At 65.5% G+C, this 18,602-nt stretch carries 16 protein-coding genes and 2 pseudogenes; 6 read left to right on the top strand and 12 right to left on the bottom strand.

Annotated elements, in window-relative coordinates:
- Positions 1-96: 96 nt before the first annotated feature.
- From EN745_RS04325 to htpX, 3 genes are all read right to left on the bottom strand, one after another.
- A complete protein-coding gene (locus EN745_RS04325; RefSeq protein WP_126057581.1) occupies positions 97-1,821 on the bottom strand; it encodes a heparinase II/III family protein in 1,725 nt (574 codons plus the stop codon).
- A 200-nt stretch (positions 1,822-2,021) separates the two neighbouring features.
- Entirely contained in the window at positions 2,022-3,404 is a 1,383-nt protein-coding gene (locus tag EN745_RS04320; RefSeq protein ID WP_245455754.1) for an RsmB/NOP family class I SAM-dependent RNA methyltransferase, read from the bottom strand.
- The gene (gene htpX, locus EN745_RS04315) at positions 3,395-4,414 is read right to left on the bottom strand and encodes a zinc metalloprotease HtpX (protein WP_126057583.1); all 1,020 of its coding nucleotides are present in this window, start codon (positions 4,412-4,414) and stop codon (positions 3,395-3,397) included. The genes EN745_RS04320 and htpX overlap by 10 nt, the downstream gene beginning before the upstream one ends.
- 102 nt (positions 4,415-4,516) lie before the next feature.
- On the opposite strand from htpX, the gene EN745_RS04310 reads away from it, so the two are divergent.
- Positions 4,517-4,738, top strand: a complete 222-nt coding sequence (locus EN745_RS04310) for a DUF1674 domain-containing protein (RefSeq protein ID WP_126057584.1) — start codon at positions 4,517-4,519, stop codon at positions 4,736-4,738.
- Positions 4,739-4,880: 142 nt separating this feature from the next.
- Here EN745_RS04310 and EN745_RS04305 read toward each other — a convergent pair whose 3' ends face one another.
- Positions 4,881-5,546, bottom strand: coding sequence for an HAD-IA family hydrolase (locus EN745_RS04305; protein WP_126057585.1), 666 nt, complete (start codon positions 5,544-5,546; stop codon positions 4,881-4,883).
- Positions 5,547-5,795: 249 nt separating this feature from the next.
- Here EN745_RS04305 and EN745_RS04300 point away from each other — a divergent pair, with 249 nt between their 5' ends.
- Together EN745_RS04300 and EN745_RS04295 are read left to right on the top strand one after the other, a co-directional pair.
- On the top strand, positions 5,796-6,665 hold the full coding sequence (locus EN745_RS04300) for a transglutaminase family protein (protein ID WP_126059301.1): 870 nt from the start codon (positions 5,796-5,798) through the stop codon (positions 6,663-6,665).
- 318 nt (positions 6,666-6,983) lie between these two features.
- Entirely contained in the window at positions 6,984-8,402 is a 1,419-nt protein-coding gene (locus EN745_RS04295; protein ID WP_127420611.1) for a pilus assembly protein, read from the top strand.
- 309 nt (positions 8,403-8,711) lie between these two features.
- Here EN745_RS04295 and EN745_RS04290 read toward each other — a convergent pair whose 3' ends face one another.
- On the bottom strand, positions 8,712-9,461 hold the full coding sequence (locus EN745_RS04290; RefSeq protein ID WP_127420610.1) for an MOSC domain-containing protein: 750 nt from the start codon (positions 9,459-9,461) through the stop codon (positions 8,712-8,714).
- A complete protein-coding gene (acs, locus tag EN745_RS04285; RefSeq protein ID WP_127405333.1) occupies positions 9,461-11,416 on the bottom strand; it encodes an acetate--CoA ligase in 1,956 nt (651 codons plus the stop codon). Before acs ends, EN745_RS04290 begins: the two co-directional genes overlap by 1 nt.
- A 294-nt stretch (positions 11,417-11,710) precedes the next feature.
- Here acs and EN745_RS04280 point away from each other — a divergent pair, with 294 nt between their 5' ends.
- The gene (locus tag EN745_RS04280) at positions 11,711-11,983 is read left to right on the top strand and encodes an aspartate-semialdehyde dehydrogenase (protein WP_126057588.1); all 273 of its coding nucleotides are present in this window, start codon (positions 11,711-11,713) and stop codon (positions 11,981-11,983) included.
- 171 nt (positions 11,984-12,154) lie between these two features.
- On the top strand, positions 12,155-12,568 hold the full coding sequence (locus EN745_RS04275; RefSeq protein ID WP_126057589.1) for a hypothetical protein: 414 nt from the start codon (positions 12,155-12,157) through the stop codon (positions 12,566-12,568).
- Between the two features lie 106 nt (positions 12,569-12,674).
- On the opposite strand, the pseudogene EN745_RS04270 reads toward EN745_RS04275, so the two are convergent.
- Positions 12,675-13,707 (bottom strand): annotated as a pseudogene (locus EN745_RS04270) (aldo/keto reductase).
- Positions 13,708-13,757: 50 nt separating this feature from the next.
- The gene (locus EN745_RS04265) at positions 13,758-14,939 is read right to left on the bottom strand and encodes an MFS transporter (protein ID WP_127420609.1); all 1,182 of its coding nucleotides are present in this window, start codon (positions 14,937-14,939) and stop codon (positions 13,758-13,760) included.
- A gap of 122 nt (positions 14,940-15,061) precedes the next feature.
- Between EN745_RS04265 and EN745_RS04260 the strand changes: the two genes are divergently transcribed.
- Positions 15,062-15,967 (top strand): LysR family transcriptional regulator, encoded by a 906-nt coding sequence (locus EN745_RS04260; RefSeq protein ID WP_127420608.1) that lies wholly within the window; start codon positions 15,062-15,064, stop codon positions 15,965-15,967.
- A 62-nt stretch (positions 15,968-16,029) separates the two neighbouring features.
- Here the strand turns inward: EN745_RS04260 and EN745_RS04255 are convergent, their stop codons facing one another.
- The 4 genes and pseudogenes from EN745_RS04255 to EN745_RS04240 all read right to left on the bottom strand — a co-directional run bounded on the left by EN745_RS04255 (position 16,030) and on the right by EN745_RS04240 (position 18,590).
- On the bottom strand, positions 16,030-17,079 hold the full coding sequence (locus EN745_RS04255) for an aldo/keto reductase (protein WP_127420607.1): 1,050 nt from the start codon (positions 17,077-17,079) through the stop codon (positions 16,030-16,032).
- A gap of 122 nt (positions 17,080-17,201) precedes the next feature.
- A pseudogene (locus tag EN745_RS04250) lies at positions 17,202-17,609 on the bottom strand (type II toxin-antitoxin system VapC family toxin).
- Positions 17,610-17,864: a type II toxin-antitoxin system Phd/YefM family antitoxin gene (locus EN745_RS04245; protein WP_126057594.1), complete on the bottom strand. Its 255-nt coding sequence runs from the start codon at positions 17,862-17,864 to the stop codon at positions 17,610-17,612.
- Between the two features lie 63 nt (positions 17,865-17,927).
- The gene (locus EN745_RS04240) at positions 17,928-18,590 is read right to left on the bottom strand and encodes a YggS family pyridoxal phosphate-dependent enzyme (protein WP_126057595.1); all 663 of its coding nucleotides are present in this window, start codon (positions 18,588-18,590) and stop codon (positions 17,928-17,930) included.
- Between the last annotated feature and the right edge of the window lie 12 nt (positions 18,591-18,602).

The following is an 18,602-nucleotide window of genomic DNA, read 5'->3' as shown; positions in this document are numbered from 1 at the left end:
GCCTTTCAAGGCTGGATTGGAAGAAGCCCGCGCCGTAGCACATGAGATCAGGAAATCAAGCGCCGTGCGGCTGGCATCACACGCTGTTGCGCGCCGTCAGTTGTTTTCCGGATAGCCGGCGATGGTCGTCCTGGTCAGCTGCCAGTGGACCTCCGATATCTCCGAGGCCTTGAAGGCAAGCACGATCTGCCGGCTGCGGCGCGGCCCACCGAGCCCGGCGAAATAGATCGACTCCTCCACCTCGGGCACGATGCCAGCGCATGTGAACACCCAGGTATCGCCCTGGTCAGCGGCGAGCACCAGGCGGTCATGCTCGTCCTGCAGCAGGTTGATGTCGGGGTGGACGTGGAAGCGCACGGCGACGAAGTCGCGGCCATTGTTGCGGATCGCGGCCCCGCCGGGGCGCTGGAAGCGGTCCCGGCCCGTCAGCACATTGCCGTTGCTCGACAGTTTCATTTCGCGCTCGTGCAGGAACCCGAAGCGCTGGACATAGCCGTCATGGCGGGCAAGGAAGCCCTGGCTGCCCTTCAGGTCAGTCCGCTTGCAGGGCACATGCTGCGGACCGCCGATCAAGGGCGAGCCGAGCAGGTCATTGACGCGCAGCGAATGGCTGAAACGCGCCGAGGACGTGTCGTTGACGGTGGCGGTCGAATGCGCGGCGGTGGCGCGGGCCAGCGGCCGGAACTCGGCGGCGCCATAGGTGTCGATGCCGGCATTGACGATGTAGTGCTGGCGGCCGGAGGACATCTCGAAGGCGAGGCAGCCGGCGTGCGCGGCGTTGGACACGTCAACGGGCGGCGGCAGGCCGGTGTCGGCGATGACGGTGACGCCGCCCATCGACAGGCGCTCATAGCCGGAATGCGGCGCGTGCAGCAGCGGCGCGCCGACGGTGTCGTCATGGCGCAGGATGGTGGCGATGCGGTCGTGGATGGTCGCCCCCATGCCGTTGAAGCGGGCGAGGCTGCCGTCCTGATGGCGGAAGAAGCGCAGCGCCGGCAGCATGCGGTCGATGGCGCCCATCAAAGCCGTAGGCGGCGTCTCGGCCTGGTTGGCATAGGTCTGGCGCAGCGGCAGCAGGTCAGCGAGCAGCTCCAGAACCGTCATCGGGTTGCGCGAGATGTGGCCGCCGTCGGGAAGGATCTGGCGGTCAAGCTCCTCGGCGAGATTGCGGGTGGCACCGCGCAATGCCGATGCCGGTGCTGGCAGCGACAGAGCGGCGAAGGCGAGCGCGATACGGGCGCGCAACCTGTCCTTGCCGTCGGGCATCGCTCGCGCCATCGAGCGGAGATAACGGATCTGCACGGCAAGCGATTTGAGAAAGGCACGGTAGAAAGGAAATTCGGCCCCCTGGAGCACGACGGAGGAATGCTGCAGCCAGGCGATCACGCGCTTGGCGGTGGTGCCGGGCTCCCAGGCGATGCCGGAAATCTGGTTGCCATGGATGGCGATCCAGTCGGAAACCAGCGCGCGGGCATTGGCGGCGGCAAGCTCGGTGCCGGCGGCACGCATATGGCGCAGCCAGCGAAAGCCGTGCAGCGTCTTTTGCCAACCGCGATTGGGCACGTCGATCTGGAAGGGCGATTTGCCGCCGGTCTCGACCAGATGTCCCGACAGCGGATAGCGGCCATAGTAGATTTCGAGCGCGATCTGCGGGTCTGCGAGTCTGAGATCCGGCGGGGCGATCAGGACGCGTTCGGGCGTGCGGCCGGAATAGCGCCAGCGATAGACCGGGCCGGCGCGCAAACGCCGGCGGGTCTTACGCCAGAACTCCTTCGCAACAAGCGTCCATAGCCGCGTCGTGCTGCCGGCAGCGATTGCCAAAACCCCTCCTGATCGTCCCGACCCAGGCACAAGCTTATATGATTCAAGAACTTATGCGAAGGCGGATTTCGCGCGGGTGACCGAGTGAACCCAATCGGGACGCGATCCTCCCTAAAAAAGTCGGCAAGTTTTACGAAAACAAGCGCCAAAGCGCGTCGTGTCGAAACGGATTCAGGCGATGCGCGCTTTGGCGAGATGCGTTAACCGGCGCGGCGCATGCGGGCGGCGAAGAAGCCATCGAGGCCGGACAGTCCGGGCGATTCGTGCGGCAGATCGGCCGGCGTGGTGCGCAACGTGCCCTCGGCCGTCAGGAACGGATCGATGCCGGCGATCTCGCCGCGGCGGACCGGATCGTCGACGACATCGGCTGTCTCGGCGAGGAAGGCGCGGTAAAGCTCCTCGCCTTCGAGCGGGTCGAGCGAGCAGTTGGAAAAGACGATGCGCCCGCCGGGCCTGGTCAGGCCGACGGCACGGGCGAGCAGCTTGCGCTGCAGCGCGGCGAGCTTTTCGACATCGGCCATCGTCTTGGTCCACGGCACGTCGGGATGCCGCCGCACCGTGCCGGTCGAGGAGCAGGGCGCGTCGAGAAGAACGGCATCGAACAGCTCAGCCGGCCGGTAGTCGAGCAGGTCCGTCTGCACGAGCTCAGCGGTCAGGCCGAGGCGCTCGAGATTTTGCGCCAGCCGCGTCAGCCGGTTCTTCGAGGTGTCGACGGCGGTGACGCGCGCGCCGGCAAGGATGAGCTGCGCCGTCTTGCCGCCGGGGGCGGCGCAGAGGTCGGCGACGCGCAGACCCTTGATGTCGCCGAACAGGCGGGCCGGCAGGGCGGCGGCGGCGTCCTGTACCCACCACGCCCCCTCGGCGAAGCCGGGAAGTTCGGGTACGGAGGCACTGAGCCTTTCCACCCGTATCGTGCCGGTCGGCAGGACGATGCCGCCGAGCCGCTCGGTCCAGAGCGCCGGATCGGACTTGACCGAAAAATCGACCGGCGCCTCGTGGCGATGGGCGGCAAGGATTTCTTTCGCTTTGTCCACGCCGTAGGCCGCCCTCAGCCGGCCGGAAAACCATGCCGGCGCTTCCTCGGTGGCGATCAGCGCGGGGGCGAGTTCGGCGTCCTTGGCCCGCGCCAGCGTGCGCAGCACGCCGTTGACGAGGCCGGAAAAGCGCAGCGTGCGCGGATCGGACTTGGCGTGGGTGACGGCAAGGTCGACGGCGGCGCTGTCGGGAATGTCGAGGAACAGGATCTGCGCCGCCGCCACATGCAAAATGTGCGACAGCGCGGTGGCGTTCTGCGGCAGCGGCTTTTCCAGCCGGCGGGAAAGAAGTCCGGCGATCGTCATGCGGTGGCGCAGCGCGGTGACCAGTATGGCGCGCACCAGCGCCCGGTCGCGCATGTCGAGCGCCCGGTATTGCGGGTGGCCGTTGTCGTGGTCGGTCAGACCGTCGAGCGGCGTGCGCGCGTCGATGACAGCGGCAAGCAGCCGCGCCGCCGCCTTGCGCGCGGCGAGGCCCGCGACTGCCTCGGTCCTGTCGTCACGATCGCCTGGGGTGCGCTGCCGGCGTTTGGCGCCGCTCACGACCACGGACCCTTGGGCCCGGTCGGGTTGCGGCCCCATGGATTGGGCCTAGGCTTGGCGGGTTGCGCCGGCTGCTCTGGCCGCGCGGCCTGGTCCCATGGACCTGGCGTCTGCTCGTCGTCCGCCGGATCGGATGTCGGCGCCTGGCGTGGCGCCTGCGCTGCGCGGCCGCCCATCTCGCGCGCCATCTCCTGCAGGGCGGCGATGCGGTTGTCGGTGTTGGGATGGGTGGAGAACAGACTGTCCATGCGCTCGCCGTGCAGGGGATTGATGATGAAGAGGTGCGCCGTCGCCGGATTGCGTTCGGCATCCGGGTTGCGGATGCGTTCGGCGCCGCGGGCGATCTTGTCAAGGGCAGATGCCAGCCAGAGCGGATTTCCGCAGATTTCGGCGCCGCGCCGATCGGCCTCGTATTCGCGGGTACGGCTCACCGCCATCTGCACGATCATCGCGGCGAAGGGCGCGACCAGCATCGCCACCAGCACGCCGACGAAGCCGAACGGGTTGTTGTTGTCGCGGTTGCCGCCGAAGAAGAAAGCGAAGTTGCCGAGCATCGAGATGGCACCGGCCAGCGTCGCGACGATGGTCATGGTCAGCGTGTCGCGGTGCTGGATGTGGGCGAGTTCGTGCGCCATCACCGCCGCCACTTCCTCATGCGAGAGCTGTTCCAGCAGCCCGGTGGAGGCGGCCACTGCGGCATTCTCGGGATTGCGGCCGGTGGCGAACGCGTTGGGCTGCGGATTGTCGATCAGATAGGTCTTCGGCATCGGCAGGCCGGCCTGCTTGGCCAACGCCTGGACGATGGCGTAGAACTCAGGTGCGTTCTTCGCATCGACCTCGACGGCGCGATTCATCGACAGCACCATCTTGTCGGCGTTCCAGTAGCTGAACAGATTCATGCCGGCGGCGATCAGCAGCGCGATCACCATGCCGCCGGAGCCGCCGATCAGGAAGCCGACGCCCATGAACAGCGCCGTCATCGCGGCAAGAAGCATTGCTGTGCGAAGGGTGTTCATCGTCTAGATCCGTCCGTGGTGGCGAAAGGGGTCGATCCTTGCGAGTTCATGGCTATATGATGGGAGACACCTGCCCCTGTTTCAATGCGCCGGGACTATCGCATGACCGACCAGACCAGCAAAGCCGATGCCGCGCCGGCGAGCGACGCGCCGCAAAAAACCCCGACGCCGGCGGCCAGCCGCGCGCTGGCGGAGGCTGAAGCGAGGCGCCTGGAATATCGCGAAAGGGAAGCCGCGCTGCCCAAGGAAATCGGCGGCCGCGGCGGCAAGGAACCCGGACGCTACGGCGACTGGGAGGTGAAGGGTCTCACCAGCGATTTTTGACGGGCGCGCTGATATTCAGGTGATGCCGGCCTGCAAGCGGCGGTTTCCTGCGCTTCCGGTGCTCACATACTTCAAGTACGCTCCGCTCCGGTACGCGGAACCCACCATTTTCGACCCGGCCTGACATGAATCTCAACGCACCCTACGCGGCGTCGCGTTGCGGCTCGATCACGATCCAGCCGTGGTCGTCAAAAGCGATGCCGAGCTCGTCGTAAGAGGCGATCGATGCGTGCAGCGTCGCGATCGGATGCGTGTGCGTGGCGCTGATCACCATCAGGGAAGCGCCGGACGCTTCCGCCGCCGCGATGCCGGCCGGAGCGTCCTCGAAGACCAGGCAGTCGCGTGCGTCGACGCCGAGACGCCTGGCTGCGAGCTGGAAGCAATCGGGCGCCGGCTTGCCGCGGGTGACGTCCTCGGCCGCGACGATCACGGCGGGAACAGGAATGCCGGCCGCCTTCATGCGCAGCAGCGCCAGTTCGTGCGGTGCCGAGGTGGCGATCGCCCAGCGCTCCGGCGGCAGCGACTTGAGAAACGCCACCGCGCCGGCGATCGGCACGATGCCTTCGAGATCACCCGCTTCAGCCTTCAGCAGCGCGTCGGCCTCAAGCACCGGATCGACGCCGGGAAGCATCAGCGCGGCGATGGTCTCGACAGCCCGCTTGCCATGAATCGTCGGCAGGAAGGTCGCGACGTCGAGGCCCTGGCGCTGAGCCCAGTCAGTCCACACCCTTTCGGCCGCGGCAATGGAATTGATCACCGTGCCGTCCATATCGAACAGGAAGGCCGCGAATTTTCTGCCTGCAAACATCTAAAATCCTGGAGGTCGTATTCGGGAGGGACTAAGCTACGATCGATCGTAGCCGCATGGCCGGGCCGTGGAAAGGCGCAAGGCCGCCTTTTGACATGCCGGAGCGGTGCAAACCGCTCCAATTCTGTTTGCGCAATTCCGTACGGAAGACCACTACGCACTGTTGCTGAAAGTGTTCCAAGGGGAACCATGGCAGGCCTGCCGCGTTGAAAAGACTGTCTTCCAGAATGACCGCAGGGGGCAATCGTGATGCTGATCCGGCTCGGCTACGAAATCGCCATTGAATGCGCCGGATCGACGCCGATCATCTCGCTGCTCGAGATTCACAGGGATCGTCAGGCCGACATCAAGCGGCAGACGCGCGTGCTCACCTCGCCTTCCGTGCCGACCAGGGTCTACCACGACCGCCACGGCAACAGCTGCCGCCGCTTCACCGCGCCTGCCGGCGGCTTTCGCATCCTCTATGACGCGGTCATCGAGGACAGCGGCGAGCCGGACGAGGTCAACACGCTCGCCAGGGAAACGCCGGTGGCGGAGCTCCCCGATGACGTGCTCGTCTACCTGCTTGGCAGCCGCTATTGCGAAACAGACCATCTCAGCGATCTCGCCTGGCAGCGGTTCGGCAACCTGCCGCCGGGCTGGGCGCGGGCGCAGGCGATCGTCGATTACGTCCACAGTCGGCTGTCCTTCGGCTACGGCTATGCGCGCGCCACCCGCACGGCGGCGCAGGCGCATGAGGAGCGCGTCGGCGTCTGCCGCGACTTCGCGCATCTGGCGATCGCGCTGTGCCGCGCCATGAACATGCCCGCCCGATATGTGAACGGGTATCTCGGCGACATCGGCGTTCCCGTCGATCCGGCGCCGATGGACTTCTCGGCCTGGCTCGAAGTCTTCCTCGACGGCAAATGGTACACTTTCGATCCCCGCCACAATATTCCCAGGATCGGCCGCGTTGTCATCGCGCGCGGCCGCGACGCAACCGACGTGCCGCTGCTGCACAGCTTCGGCCAGCATCAGCTCAAGCTGTTCAAGGTCTGGACCTATGAGCAGGAGCGCAATCTGTTCAGCCCGCCCCATCACAACGTCGACAGGACGGTCAGCGCGCAGATGCTGGCATAGGCCCTGCCGCTGCCGGATTCCCGCAAGACACAGAGCCGGATCATGATCCGCTTCGGCACAGCGCGCCTGTGCCGGACTGGGATCGCGGTTGGCGGCTCGGTCGCGCGAAGACGGAGCATGGTAAGCACTTCCTAAACTCCGCGGCTGCCACGGCCTTTTGTTTACCGGCCGTTCACCCTGACTTGCTCGGAATTCAAGCAAAAACAAGGACTTGACCAGAAAGCGCCGGATTCATCCGGCAGGGTGCCGCAACCCGGCCGGAATCCTGCACCGCATCCGTCAGTCGGCTTCGAGGCCAATGGCGAATGGAGGCGGAAGATGCGGCGTTTTGCGGGTCTTGTTCAGGGGGCAGGCGGCTTTGCCAGGGATCGCGGCGGAAACTTCGCCATCCTGTTCGGCGCCGCCGCCTCGGTGCTGGCGCTCGGTGTCGGCTTCGGCGTCAACATCACCCAGATCTACAATGCCCAATCCAGCCTGCAGGGCGTGGTCGACGCAGCCGTCACCTCGACGGCGCGGGACCTGAGCACCGGCGTCATCAAGGAGGCCGACGCGAGCAAGTCGGTGCAGGCTTTTCTCGACGCCAACAGCGCGGCCGGCATCCTGCAAGCCGGCCAGGTCGTCCTCGACAAATTGACGGTAGACAAGGCCGCAAAGACCGTCCGGGCGGACGCGTATGTCGATGTCGCCTTCTACTTCCCGCTGTTCAGCATGGGCGACACCAAGCGCATTGCCGTCTCCACCACCGCGCTCTATTCCGACAAGACAATCGAGGTGGCGATGATGCTCGACGTCACCGGGTCGATGGCCCCCGACAAGCGCGCCAAGACCAACAAGATCGGCGACCTGCAGGCTGCCGCCTCGGACGCGGTCAAGGATCTGCTCGGCCAGAACCGCGACCCCGGCAATCCGCGCGTGCGGGTATCGATCGTCCCCTATGCCGAGGCCGTCAACACAGGCGGCCTGGCCGGCACCCTGTTCGTCGAGACGGCGACTGGCCCGAAGGTCCCGCCGCCGATCGACGCGCCTGTATCGGCGTCGGCGACTTCGGCGCCCGACAAATGCGCGACCGAGCGCAAGGACAGGGACGGCTATGCCGACTATTCGTCCGACGGGCCCTACACGCTGCGCCTCGACAACAAGGGCAGGACATATCAGGCCAAGGTCAACCGCGACTACCGCATGAAAGTGTGTCCCTCGGCCGCCCTCGTTCCATTGACCGCCGATGAAGGCAAGCTGCTCACCGCCATTGACCATTTCAGCGCCGCGGGCGTCACGGCCGGCGGGATCGCCGCGCAGTGGGGTTACTACATGCTCTCGCCGGCCTGGCGCTCGGCGATCGCGGACGCCGGCCTCGGCGCCGGCCCCGCCAATTTCGACACCAGAAAGGTGGCCAAGATCGCCATCCTGATGACCGACGGCCAGTTCAACACTGCCTTTGCCGGAGCGCGCGGCGCGCCCAAATCACAGGACCAAGGCCAGATGTCGCGCGGCAACGCCGAAAGCATCTGCGCCAACATGAAGCGCGACGGCATCGAGATCTTCACCATCGGCTTCGATCTCAACGATCCGTCGATGACGGCGACGGAGCGTGACCAGGCAAAGACCCTGCTCAAGGATTGCGCCACGGCCGATACATCGTCGCTCAAGCACTATTACGAGGCGGCCAACGGTCCGGAACTGTCCGACGCGTTCGGCAAGATCACCGAGAACATCGAGAAGCTCACGATCAACCGCTGAGACGTTGCGGCGAGCGCGTGCGCAGCCCGCCAAACGGAAAAGGCCGCCGCTTCTTCACGAAGCCGGCGGCCTTCCGTGTTTCCGTCCATGACGCGGTCTCTGGCGGTGATGCCATCGCATCACCTGCCGCGCTTCTCGCGCCTTAACGGGAAGACTGCTTCCCGAAAGTGCAATCCGCTGAGGCCACGTTCTGGAAAACGAAATCACTCGACATCGGATCACCTCCTTTCGATCTGTTGAACACACCCTCATGATGGGGTGCGTTGCAGCGAAAGACAAGGGGCAGGCGAAAAAGGCGTTGGTGTATTGCTAGACGAAGCGCATCGTCGCGCCGACCTCGATCCGCGCCGGCCGGTCGACGGTGCAGTAGACGCCGAGATTGTGGGCGTTGTGGCGCACCAGGTTGCGCAGGATGCCGGGATCGGCGTCGAAGCCGTCCTGGGCGATGATGGTGAAGCCGCAGCGGCGGCACGGCTCCGAGACGGTGAGCAGCAGGTCGCCGATAGCGAGCTTGCGGCCGACCCATTCGGTTTCGGGAAACGAGCCTTCGACCGGGGCCATGTCGATGACGATGTTGGGACGGAAGCGGCGCGGGTCGGCCGCCCCTTCCGGATGCAGCGTCTTGAGCCGTGCGAGCGAGGCGGTGGTCAAAAGATGGATCGGCGTCTTGACGTAGCGTTCCGCGGTCAGCGGGCCGGCATAATCCGGCGCGGCATCGTCCTGGCGGAATGGCCGGATCGAAGCCGCGAAACCGAGAAAGGCGGAGATGGCGCGGTCGCTTTCGGCCCCGGGCGCCGCCAGCCAGCCGCCGCCGGGAACGGCAACTTCCAGTTCCCGTGCGTTCGACAGCCGGGTGCGGATCAGCGGCACCTTGTGCCATTTCGCCTCCCGGTCGGGCCGGGCGATCTCGCCGCTGGTCGCGTCGACGAGGCCGAACAGCCGATCGCCATCGACGGTGCGGCTTCCGACCTCGATCGCATGCTGGCGCTCGCCGGCGAGCGAGCTCGCCGGATAGCGCCAGAGCTGGCTAATCGTGCCCCGAGCGGCCGCGTCGGCCATCAGCTCCTCTTGTTTTGCCGGTTGGCGACGAGGTCGTCGACGACGGCCGGGTCGGCCAGCGTCGAGGTGTCGCCGAGCGCGCCGAAATCGTCCTCGGCGATCTTGCGCAGGATGCGGCGCATGATCTTGCCCGAGCGGGTCTTGGGCAGGCCCGGCGCGAACTGGATCTTGTCGGGCGTGGCGATGGCGCCGATCTCCTTACGGACATGGTCGACAAGCTCCTTACGCAGCCCGTCGCTCGCTGCCTCGCCGGCCATCAGCGTGACATAGCAGTAGATGCCCTGGCCCTTGATGTCGTGCGGGTAGCCGACGACGGCGGCTTCCGAAACCTTGTCGTGGCTGACCAGCGCCGATTCCACTTCCGCGGTGCCCATGCGGTGGCCGGACACGTTGAGGACGTCATCGACGCGGCCGGTGATCCAGTAATAGCCGTCGTCGTCACGGCGGCAGCCGTCACCGGTGAAGTATTTGCCCTTGTAGGTCGAGAAATAGGTCTGCACGAAGCGATCGTGATCGCCATAGACGGTGCGCATCTGGCCAGGCCAGGAATCGGTGATGCAGAGATTGCCGTCGGCCGCGCCTTCCAGCACCTTGCCGTCGCCGTCGACCAGTTGCGGCTTGACGCCGAAGAAGGGGCGCGTCGCCGAGCCGGCCTTGAGGTTTGTGGCGCCGGGCAGCGGCGTGATCAGGATGCCGCCGGTCTCGGTCTGCCACCAGGTATCGACGATCGGAACCTTGCCGTTGCCGACGAGGTTGAAATACCACTCCCAGGCCTCGGGGTTGATCGGCTCGCCGACCGAGCCCAGCACGCGCAGCGACTTGCGCGAGGTCTTCGTCACATGGGCATCGCCGGCGCCCATCAGGGCGCGCAGCGCCGTCGGCGCGGTGTAGAAGATGTTGACCTTGTGCTTGTCGATGACTTCCCAGAAGCGCGACTGCGAGGGGTAGTTCGGCACGCCCTCGAACATCAGCGTCGTGGCGCCGTTGGCGAGCGGCCCATAGACGATATAGCTGTGGCCGGTGACCCAGCCGACATCGGCGGTGCACCAGTAGATGTCGCCGTCATGGTAATCGAAGACATATTGGTGCGTCATCGAGGCGTAGACGAGATAGCCGGCGGTGGTGTGCAGCACGCCCTTCGGCTTGCCGGTCGAGCCGGAGGTGTAGAGGATGAACAGCGGATCCTCCGCCTTCATCTTCTCCGGCTTGCAGTCGGCCTTAACGGTCGCGGCTTCCTCGTGGTACCAGACGTCGCGTCCCGGTGCCCAGCCGACCTTGCCGCCGGTTCGGCGCACCACCACCACCTTGTCGACCCTGGTGCCGGCCTTGGCGGCGATCTCGACCGCCTTGTCGGTATTTTCCTTCAGGGGGACATGTTTGCCGCCACGCAGGCCCTCATCGGCGGTGATGACGATGGTCGACTTGCAGTCGTCGATGCGGCCGGCGAGCGCGTCCGGCGAGAAGCCGCCGAAGACGACCGAGTGGATGGCGCCGATCCGCGTGCAGGCCAGCATCGCATAGGCCGCTTCCGGGATCATCGGCATGTAGATGGTGACGCGGTCGCCCTTCTTGACGCCGTGCTTCTTCAGCACGTTGGCGAAGCGGCAGACGTGCGCATAGAGCTCGTTATAGGTGACCTTGCGATCGTCATAGGGATTGTCGCCTTCCCAGATGATGGCGGTCTGGTCGCCGCGCTTCTTCAGGTGCCGGTCGATGCAATTCCACGACACGTTGGTCTCGCCGTCCTCGAACCATTTGATCGACACCTTGCCGTCGAAGGAGGTGTTCTTGACCTTGCTGAAGGGCTTGAACCAGTCGATGCGCTTGCCGTGCTTGGCCCAGAACTTGTCCGGTGACTTCACGCTGTCAGCATACCATTTGAGATAGGTGTCGTTATCGATCAGCGCGTTCTTCTTCCACGCCGGCTGCACCCGATGGACATGAACCTCGGACATTTTCAGTTTCCTCCCCAAACCAAGCCGCCGGGTGGCGGTGTCGCGGCGAAGCGGCCGCGAATTCGGGCGCATTATTAACAGTTCCGCGGTGACGACAACATTAGACGTTGGATTCGCGCGGCGGGATGACGCAGGGGCACTGCCGCACGCTGTCAGCACTCACGGCCTATCGCTGCTAACTGCATGTTTTGGCGAAGGAAAAGGCCGACACGATCAGAAAAAATCAATAGACAGTTAAGCAACTGAGCGCAGAATCACACATGGGAGGAAAGGAGATCGACGCAGGGGGCTGCAATGCATGACCATACCGAAATGGACCTGATGCTCAGGGGATATGGCCTGACCACGGCCAAGATTCTCTACCATTTTCCCGACCATCCGCATCTCTTGCAGAGCTACATCTGGCAGGACTACGACATCGCGCCGAAGTTCCCGGTGCTGATCCGCTTCATCGAGTTCTGGAAGGCCAAGCTCGACGGGCCGCTGCATTCGGTGACCTACACGCACCAGACGCTGGTCGCGCCGAACGAGTGGCGCAAGGTGGATGGAGAGTTTCTGGTGCATTAGTCTCTCGGTGCCGTTCCGACCGACGGCTCGCATGCCTTGGCGATTGGGGAAAACCCAGATCGATTCGTCATGGTCGACGCGGTGCCGCCGGCGGGGTCCTTGTAGTCGCAGTGTGGCAGCCGCGTTCGGGTAAACCGTCTGGGAGTCGATATGCGGATCGGGTGGACGATCTTGATCTGGCTTGCGCTTGGCGGCGTCGGCGCCGCGGCAGAGGCGCGGTGCCCGAAGGGGGAAGCGCCGATCCAACCGGAGGATATCGAAGCCGCGCCGGACTGCATCCAAGCACACAAGCTGCACGATGCCTGCGCCTGGGGGTCGAGTGGCGATGCCACTATGACGGAGATCGTCATGAGCAAGTGCGAGGCCGGTTTCTTCGACCATATGACGGCCGCGCAGAAGCGCCGCTATGAGGCTCGTGGCCGAGCATGCGGCGAGCGCTATCCGGTCACGCCGCTTGGCGGGTCAATTCAAATATACCTGTCCGCCATGTGCCACGAGGACCTCGCGGTGACCTATTTCAAGGCGGCCAAAGGCGGGCGTATCGCGGGAACGCCACCGTGGAAGGTTCCCGACATAGCTGAGTAGATCGAGGTTTGCTTCCAGGAGCCGCAAGCTCTTCGGCGAAAGGTCGGGGGCAAATTTTTGCCCCGCTGAACGGCGGCGATGCCGCCGCCCGGCGGGTAAACTGGTGTCAGACGGCCGGCGGGTTCAACCGGGCAAAGCCCTCTTGCCGCCGATAGGGGAAGTACGGGTAAGGCGCGGTGACTTCGCTTGCCGCGTCCAGTGTCCTGATCTGCTCCGGCGTCAGCGTCCAACCGACGCCGCCAAGGTTCTGGCGCAACTGCTCTTCGTTGCGGGCGCCGATGATGACGGAGGCGACGGTCGGGCGCTGCAGGAGCCAGTTGATGGCGACCTGCGGCACCGTCTTGCCGGTTTCCTCAGCAACGGCGTCTAGTGCCTCGACAACATTGAACAGGTGTTCGTCATCGACCGGCGGCCCAAAGCTTGCCGTGTCGTGCAGCCGGCTCCTTTCCGGCAGAGGCCGGCCGCGGCGGATCTTGCCGGTCAGCCGGCCCCAGCCGAGCGGGCTCCACACCAGCGCGCCGACGCCCTGGTCGAGGCCGAGCGGCATCAGCTCCCATTCATAGTCGCGGCCGAGCAGCGAATAGTAGACCTGATGCGCGGCGTAGCGCGGGTAGCCGTGCTTCTCCGCCAGGCCGAGCGACTTCATCACCTGCCAACCGGAGAAATTGGAGACGCCGACATAGCGCAGCTTGCCGGCGCGCACGAGGTGGTCCAGCGTCGACAGTACCTCTTCGACCGGTGTGCCGGCATCGAAGGCGTGCAGTTGCAAGAGGTCGATGTAGTCGGTGCCGAGACCTGAGCGCGTCCTCCACCGCCTTGATCAGACGCGAGCGCGAGGAGCCGTAATCGGCTGGCCCGTCGCCCATTGGCAGCGATGTCTTGGTCGAGATCAGCACGGCGTCGCGGCGGCCCTTGATCGCCGCGCCCAGCACCACTTCCGAAGCGCCGTTCGAATAGACATCGGCGGTGTCGAAGAGGTTGACGCCGGCCTCGAGGCAGATGTCGAGCAGCCGGCGCGCCTCTTGCGCGTCGCTGTTGCCCCAGGCGCCGAACAGCGGGCCGGAACCGCCGAAGGTGCCGGCCCCGAACGAGAGCGCCGGGACCTTGAGGCCCGATGCGCCAAGACGTCGATAATCCATCTTTTGCTCCTGCTTGGATTGAGAGGGTGGTTGAGCTTTTGCCGGGCAGACTACGTGCGGACGGACGCCGGCTCGCCGAGCGCCTGGGCGCGATCGAGGCGCAGCGCCAGCGCGGCGACGCAGAGCGCCGAAAGCGGCAGCAGGGCCGCGACCCAGGTGACGGCGCCAAGGCCGGGGCCATGCGCGATAACCACGCCGCCCAGCCAGGCGCCGGCGGCGTTGCCGAGGTTGAAGGCGGCGATGTTGAAGGAGGAGGCAAGGCTCTGCCCGGCGCCTTCGGCCTTTTTCAGCACCCACATCTGCAGCGGCGCCACGGTGGCGAAGGCGGCGGCGCCGAGCAGGCCGGCAAAGAGGACCGCCAGCACCTGGCTCCGCAGGCCAAGAGTCATCAGGCCAAGCACCAGCGCCAGCACAATCAGGCTGCCGAGCACGGACGGCACCAGCCAGCGATCGGCTGCCTTGCCGCCGATCAGGTTGCCGGCGATGAGGCCGCCGCCGAAGACGAGCAGGATCGGCGACACCGCCGCTTCCGGAAAGCCGCTGATTTCGGTCAGCATCGGAGCGATGTAGGTGAAGACGGCAAAGACGCCGGCATAGCCAAGCACGGTGGTGGCGAAGCCGAGCAGGACGGGTGCGCGGCCGAGCACCGCGAGATCGGCGCGCAGATTGCTCTTCTGGGGCTCTGGCTGCTCGCGCGGCACCAGGGCCAAGATGACCGCGAAGGCCGCGATGCCAACCAGCGTCACCGCCCAGAAGGTGGCGCGCCAGCCGAAGGCCTGGCCGAGCCATGTGCCGAACGGGACGCCGAGGATATTGGCGATGGTCAGCCCGGTGAACATCAGCGCGATCGCCGAGGCCTTCCTGTTGGGCGCGACCAGCCCGGTCGCCACGACCGAGCCGACGCCGAAGAAGGTGCCGTGGGCAAAGGCGGTGAGCACGCGGGCGCCCATCAGCGTCCAGTAATCGGGAGCGAGCGCGCAGGCGAGATTGCCAAGGGTGAAGATCGCCATCAGCGCCAGGAGCACGGTCTTGCGCGGCCAGCGGCCGGTGGCGATGGTGAGCAGCGGCGCGCCGATAACGACGCCCAGCGCATAGCCGGAGATCAGCTGGCCGGCGGCCGAGATCGAAACGCCGAGGTCGCCGCTGACCTCGAGCAGCAGGCCCATGATGACGAATTCGGTGACACCGATGCCGAAAGCGCCGGCGGCGAGGGCATAAAGAGCAAGAGGCATGGCGGTCGTCCCGTTGGTGGAGCAGGAACATCATTTTCCCGCGTCCCGGCCAGAAGATCGGGTTGCTACCGCCTGTGAACCAGCCTTGCCCGAGGCATATTAATTGTGAAATAGATTCATGAATGGCGAGACCAGAGATAAACCGCTCCGGCGAGATCGAGGTGTTTGTCCGTGTCGTCGAGGCTGGCAGCTTTTCCGCCGCGGCGCGGACGCTGCGCATGACGCCGTCGGCGGTGAGCAAGCTGATCGCGCGGCTGGAGGCGCGGCTCGGCGCCCGCCTGGTCAGCCGTTCGACGCGCAGGCTGCAGCTCACCCCGGAAGGCGTCGCCTTCCACGACAGCGGCGTGCGCATCCTGGCCGACATGGCGGCGGCCGAGCGCGAGGCGGCGGCCGGCGCCGCGCCGCGCGGCCTGCTCAGAATCAACTCCTATGTGCCGTTCGGCCAGCACCGGCTGATTCCGCTTCTGCCGCGCTTCCTGGAGCACTATCCCGAGATCTCGGTAGACGTCGTGCTGACCGACCATGTCATCGACCTGATGGAGGAGCGCGCCGACGTCGCCATCCGCGCCGGGCCGCTCGGCGAATCGCGGCTGGTGGCGCGCAAACTCGGGCAGAGCGGCGTGGTGGTGGTCGCAGCACCCTCCTACCTCGATGCGCACGACACGCCGCGCACGCCGGCCGATCTCGACCGCCACAACCGCATGGGCTTCCGCTTCGCGCGCCATATCGACGGCTGGCCGTTTGCCGACAGGGCCGGCCTTGCCACCGTCGTCCCAATCAAGGGCAATGCCCAGGTCAGCGACGGCGAGGCGATGCGGCTGATGGCGCTTGCCGGCGCGGGCATCGCCCGGCTGGCGCGCTGGCATGTCGAGCCCGACATCGCCGCCGGCCGGCTGGTGCCGCTGCTCGAGGATTTCAATCCCGGCGACGAGGAAATGACCCACGCCGTCTATGTCGGCCAGGGCAAGCACCTGCCGGCCAGGGTGCGTGCCTTTCTCGATTTTCTGGTCGAAACGGCGCGGCTCTGAACGGGGCACGAAAAATGCCGCGCGCCCGAGGGACGCGCGGCTGCTCAGACGAAGCGGACGAACTAGGCCTTCGGCACGAACGGCGCCGGGCGCCGGCCAGCGCCCTGCCGCTCCAGCATCCAGCCAGGATATTCGGAGGGCAGTGTGCTGACCTCGTCCAGCCTGGCGATATCCTCGGCGTCGAGCTTCAGCGCGGTGGCGGCGAGGTTCTGCTCGAGCTGGTCCATGCGGCTGGCGCCGATGATGACGCTCATCACGAAGGGTTTTGCCAGCACGTAGCCGAGCGCCACGGTGGCAACGCTGACATCGTGCTTCCTGGCGATCTCGCGCATGACAGCGACGGCTGCCCAGGCGCGATCCTCGTTGACCGGCGGGAAGTTGAAGGAGGCGCGTCGGCCTTCGCCATTGCCAGGCGCGCCCGGACCGTATTTGCCGGAGAGCAGCCCGCCGGCCATCGGTGACCAGACCATCAGGCCGAGCTTCTCCTCGTTGAGCAGCGGCACGATCTCGCGTTCGAGGTCGCGGCCGGCGATCGAATAGTAGGACTGCACGGTCTCGAAGCGGGCAAGGCCCTTGCGCTCGGCAATGCCCAGCGCCTTGGCGATGCGCCAGGCCTGCCAGTTCGAGACGCCGACGTAACGCACCTTGCCGCTGGACACTAGATCGTCGAGCGCCCGCAGCGTCTCGTCGATCGGGCTCACCGTGTCGGTGCCGTGCAGCTGGTAGAGGTCGATGTGATCGAGCTGCAGCCGTTCGAGGCTGGCCTCGACCGAATCCATGATGTGGCCGCGCGAGGAGCCGCGCTGGTTCGGGCCCTCGCCCATGACGCCATGCACCTTGGTGGCGATGATGACGTCCGACCTCTTGACGCCGAGATCCCGGAGCGACTGGCCGAGCAGTCTTTCGGAGGCGCCGAAGGAATAGACATCGGCCGTGTCGAAGAAGTTGACGCCGGCGGCAATCGAGCGGCCGACGATCTCGTTGACGCCTTTCTGGTCGAGGCTGGCGATCAGGCCCCATTGGGCGTTCTCGCCGGCGGCGCCGAAGGTCATGGTGCCGAGGCAAAGTTCGGAGACGAACAGGCCGGTGTTTCCGAGTTGATTGTAGCGCATGTTGGGAGCTCCAGGGAGATGGGGAATGACGCTGGAGCAAATAGGAACGGTACGTTCCGTTTCAAGAGCTTGGAGCAAGCGTGGCGAGCAACTGGCTCAAGAGAACCGTCGGGCAGCCACCGCTAGGCAGTAGGTGGTTCCCAGGGATTAAGTACGGTAACGCCGATGTCTTCGAAGTCAGACATTGCGCGTAACCACGATTAGGTCATGGACGAGGGCTGTCGCTGCTATCAGTGTGTCTGCGCTACCTCGCGTACGACCTGCCGTGATGCGGCCCCTGCCAACGCAATCTCTTCGGTGATTGGAAGAATGCAGTCTGCATTGTCTCTTCGCAACTCTCGCAGCCAGATATCGAGCCGGGCCGCCCTTTCAGGGTCAACCTTGCGCTGCTTGACGATCCCTCGCTCGATCTCGCCAAGGGTAATGACGCTAAGGCTGATCGACGCCGGATCGATCGAAGCCACCCACGCAGGCGGCTTCGGCAGGCGCCTCTGCGTATCCGAAGCGACGTTCGTATCCAGCAGGTATATTCAGAGGTCGATGTCCCGGATCATCGTATTCCGGCGACGGGTGATTTCCTCGTCAAACTCATCGTCCCACCCGGGGCCGGTCAGAAGATATTCGGCAAGCGATTTCTTCTTTCCGGCAAGGCGATCGTAGTCCTCCACGGACAGGACAACTGCAGCCCGTTCACCGCGAAGTGTCACGGTCTGTGGCCCTTCGGTTCGCGCCCGCTGAAACACTTTCGAAAAATTGTTTTTTGCGTCCTGTAGATGCCAGTTCATGAAGACCGTCCTAGCTAGCTTGGCTACATCTGGCAAGCCTTTGCGGCGAGGTTCATCGCCCAGTTATCGGCTGCCGAAGATCGCCGAGCCGACCCTGACGCTGGTCGCGCCGAAGGCGATCGCCGTCTCGTAGTCGCCGGACATGCCCATCGACAGCTTTGCGACCCCAGCCTCCTTGCCGAGCTTCTCCAGCAGCGCGAAATGCGGGCCGGGGTTCTCGTCGGCTGGCGGAATGCACATCAGGCCTTCGACCGCGAGGCCGTGGACCTCGCGGCAGCGCTTGACGAAGGCGACCGCCTCGCGCGGCTCGATGCCGGCCTTTTGCGGCTCCGAGCCGGTGTTGACCTGAACGTAGAGTTTTGGTGTCCGGCCCTGTCTCGCCATCTCCTTGGCGAGTTCGGCGGCGATCTTCTCGCGGTCCACGGTCTCGATGACGTCGAACAGCGTGACCGCTTCCCTGGCCTTGTTCGACTGCAGCGGACCGATCAGATGCAATTCGATGCCGGGAAATAGATGCTTCAGCGCCGGCCATTTGCCTTGCGCTTCCTGCACGCGGTTTTCGCCGAAGACGCGCTGGCCGGCCTCGATGACCGGGCTGATCGATGCGGCCTCGAAGGTCTTCGACACCGCCACCAGCGTGACCGCGCCTTGGTCGCGGCCGGCCTCGCGCTCGGCGGCGGCAATCCTTGCCTTGACGGCAAAAAGCTGTTCGACGGCGCTCGTCATGCCCATATCCTG

The organism is Mesorhizobium sp. M4A.F.Ca.ET.022.05.2.1, assembly GCF_003998845.1.
Classification (GTDB): domain Bacteria; phylum Pseudomonadota; class Alphaproteobacteria; order Rhizobiales; family Rhizobiaceae; genus Mesorhizobium.
Note: the sequence above shows the minus strand (reverse complement) of the source record. Positions and strands in the feature narration are given on the sequence as shown.

What these genes read in the sequence shown, in the direction of transcription:
- EN745_RS04300 (WP_126059301.1), top strand. Translation starts at nt 5,796, where the DNA reads ATGCTGATCCGGCTCGGCTACGAAATCGCCATTGAATGCGCCGGATCG.
- EN745_RS04305 (WP_126057585.1), bottom strand. Translation starts at nt 5,546, where the DNA reads ATGTTTGCAGGCAGAAAATTCGCGGCCTTCCTGTTCGATATGGACGGC.
- EN745_RS04290 (WP_127420610.1), bottom strand. Translation starts at nt 9,461, where the DNA reads ATGGCCGACGCGGCCGCTCGGGGCACGATTAGCCAGCTCTGGCGCTAT.
- EN745_RS04240 (WP_126057595.1), bottom strand. Translation starts at nt 18,590, where the DNA reads ATGACGAGCGCCGTCGAACAGCTTTTTGCCGTCAAGGCAAGGATTGCC.
- EN745_RS04310 (WP_126057584.1), top strand. Translation starts at nt 4,517, where the DNA reads ATGACCGACCAGACCAGCAAAGCCGATGCCGCGCCGGCGAGCGACGCG.
- EN745_RS04255 (WP_127420607.1), bottom strand. Translation starts at nt 17,079, where the DNA reads ATGCGCTACAATCAACTCGGAAACACCGGCCTGTTCGTCTCCGAACTT.
- htpX (WP_126057583.1), bottom strand. Translation starts at nt 4,414, where the DNA reads ATGAACACCCTTCGCACAGCAATGCTTCTTGCCGCGATGACGGCGCTG.
- EN745_RS04245 (WP_126057594.1), bottom strand. Translation starts at nt 17,864, where the DNA reads ATGAACTGGCATCTACAGGACGCAAAAAACAATTTTTCGAAAGTGTTT.
- acs (WP_127405333.1), bottom strand. Translation starts at nt 11,416, where the DNA reads ATGTCCGAGGTTCATGTCCATCGGGTGCAGCCGGCGTGGAAGAAGAAC.
- EN745_RS04265 (WP_127420609.1), bottom strand. Translation starts at nt 14,939, where the DNA reads ATGCCTCTTGCTCTTTATGCCCTCGCCGCCGGCGCTTTCGGCATCGGT.
- EN745_RS04280 (WP_126057588.1), top strand. Translation starts at nt 11,711, where the DNA reads ATGCATGACCATACCGAAATGGACCTGATGCTCAGGGGATATGGCCTG.
- EN745_RS04295 (WP_127420611.1), top strand. Translation starts at nt 6,984, where the DNA reads ATGCGGCGTTTTGCGGGTCTTGTTCAGGGGGCAGGCGGCTTTGCCAGG.
- EN745_RS04260 (WP_127420608.1), top strand. Translation starts at nt 15,062, where the DNA reads ATGGCGAGACCAGAGATAAACCGCTCCGGCGAGATCGAGGTGTTTGTC.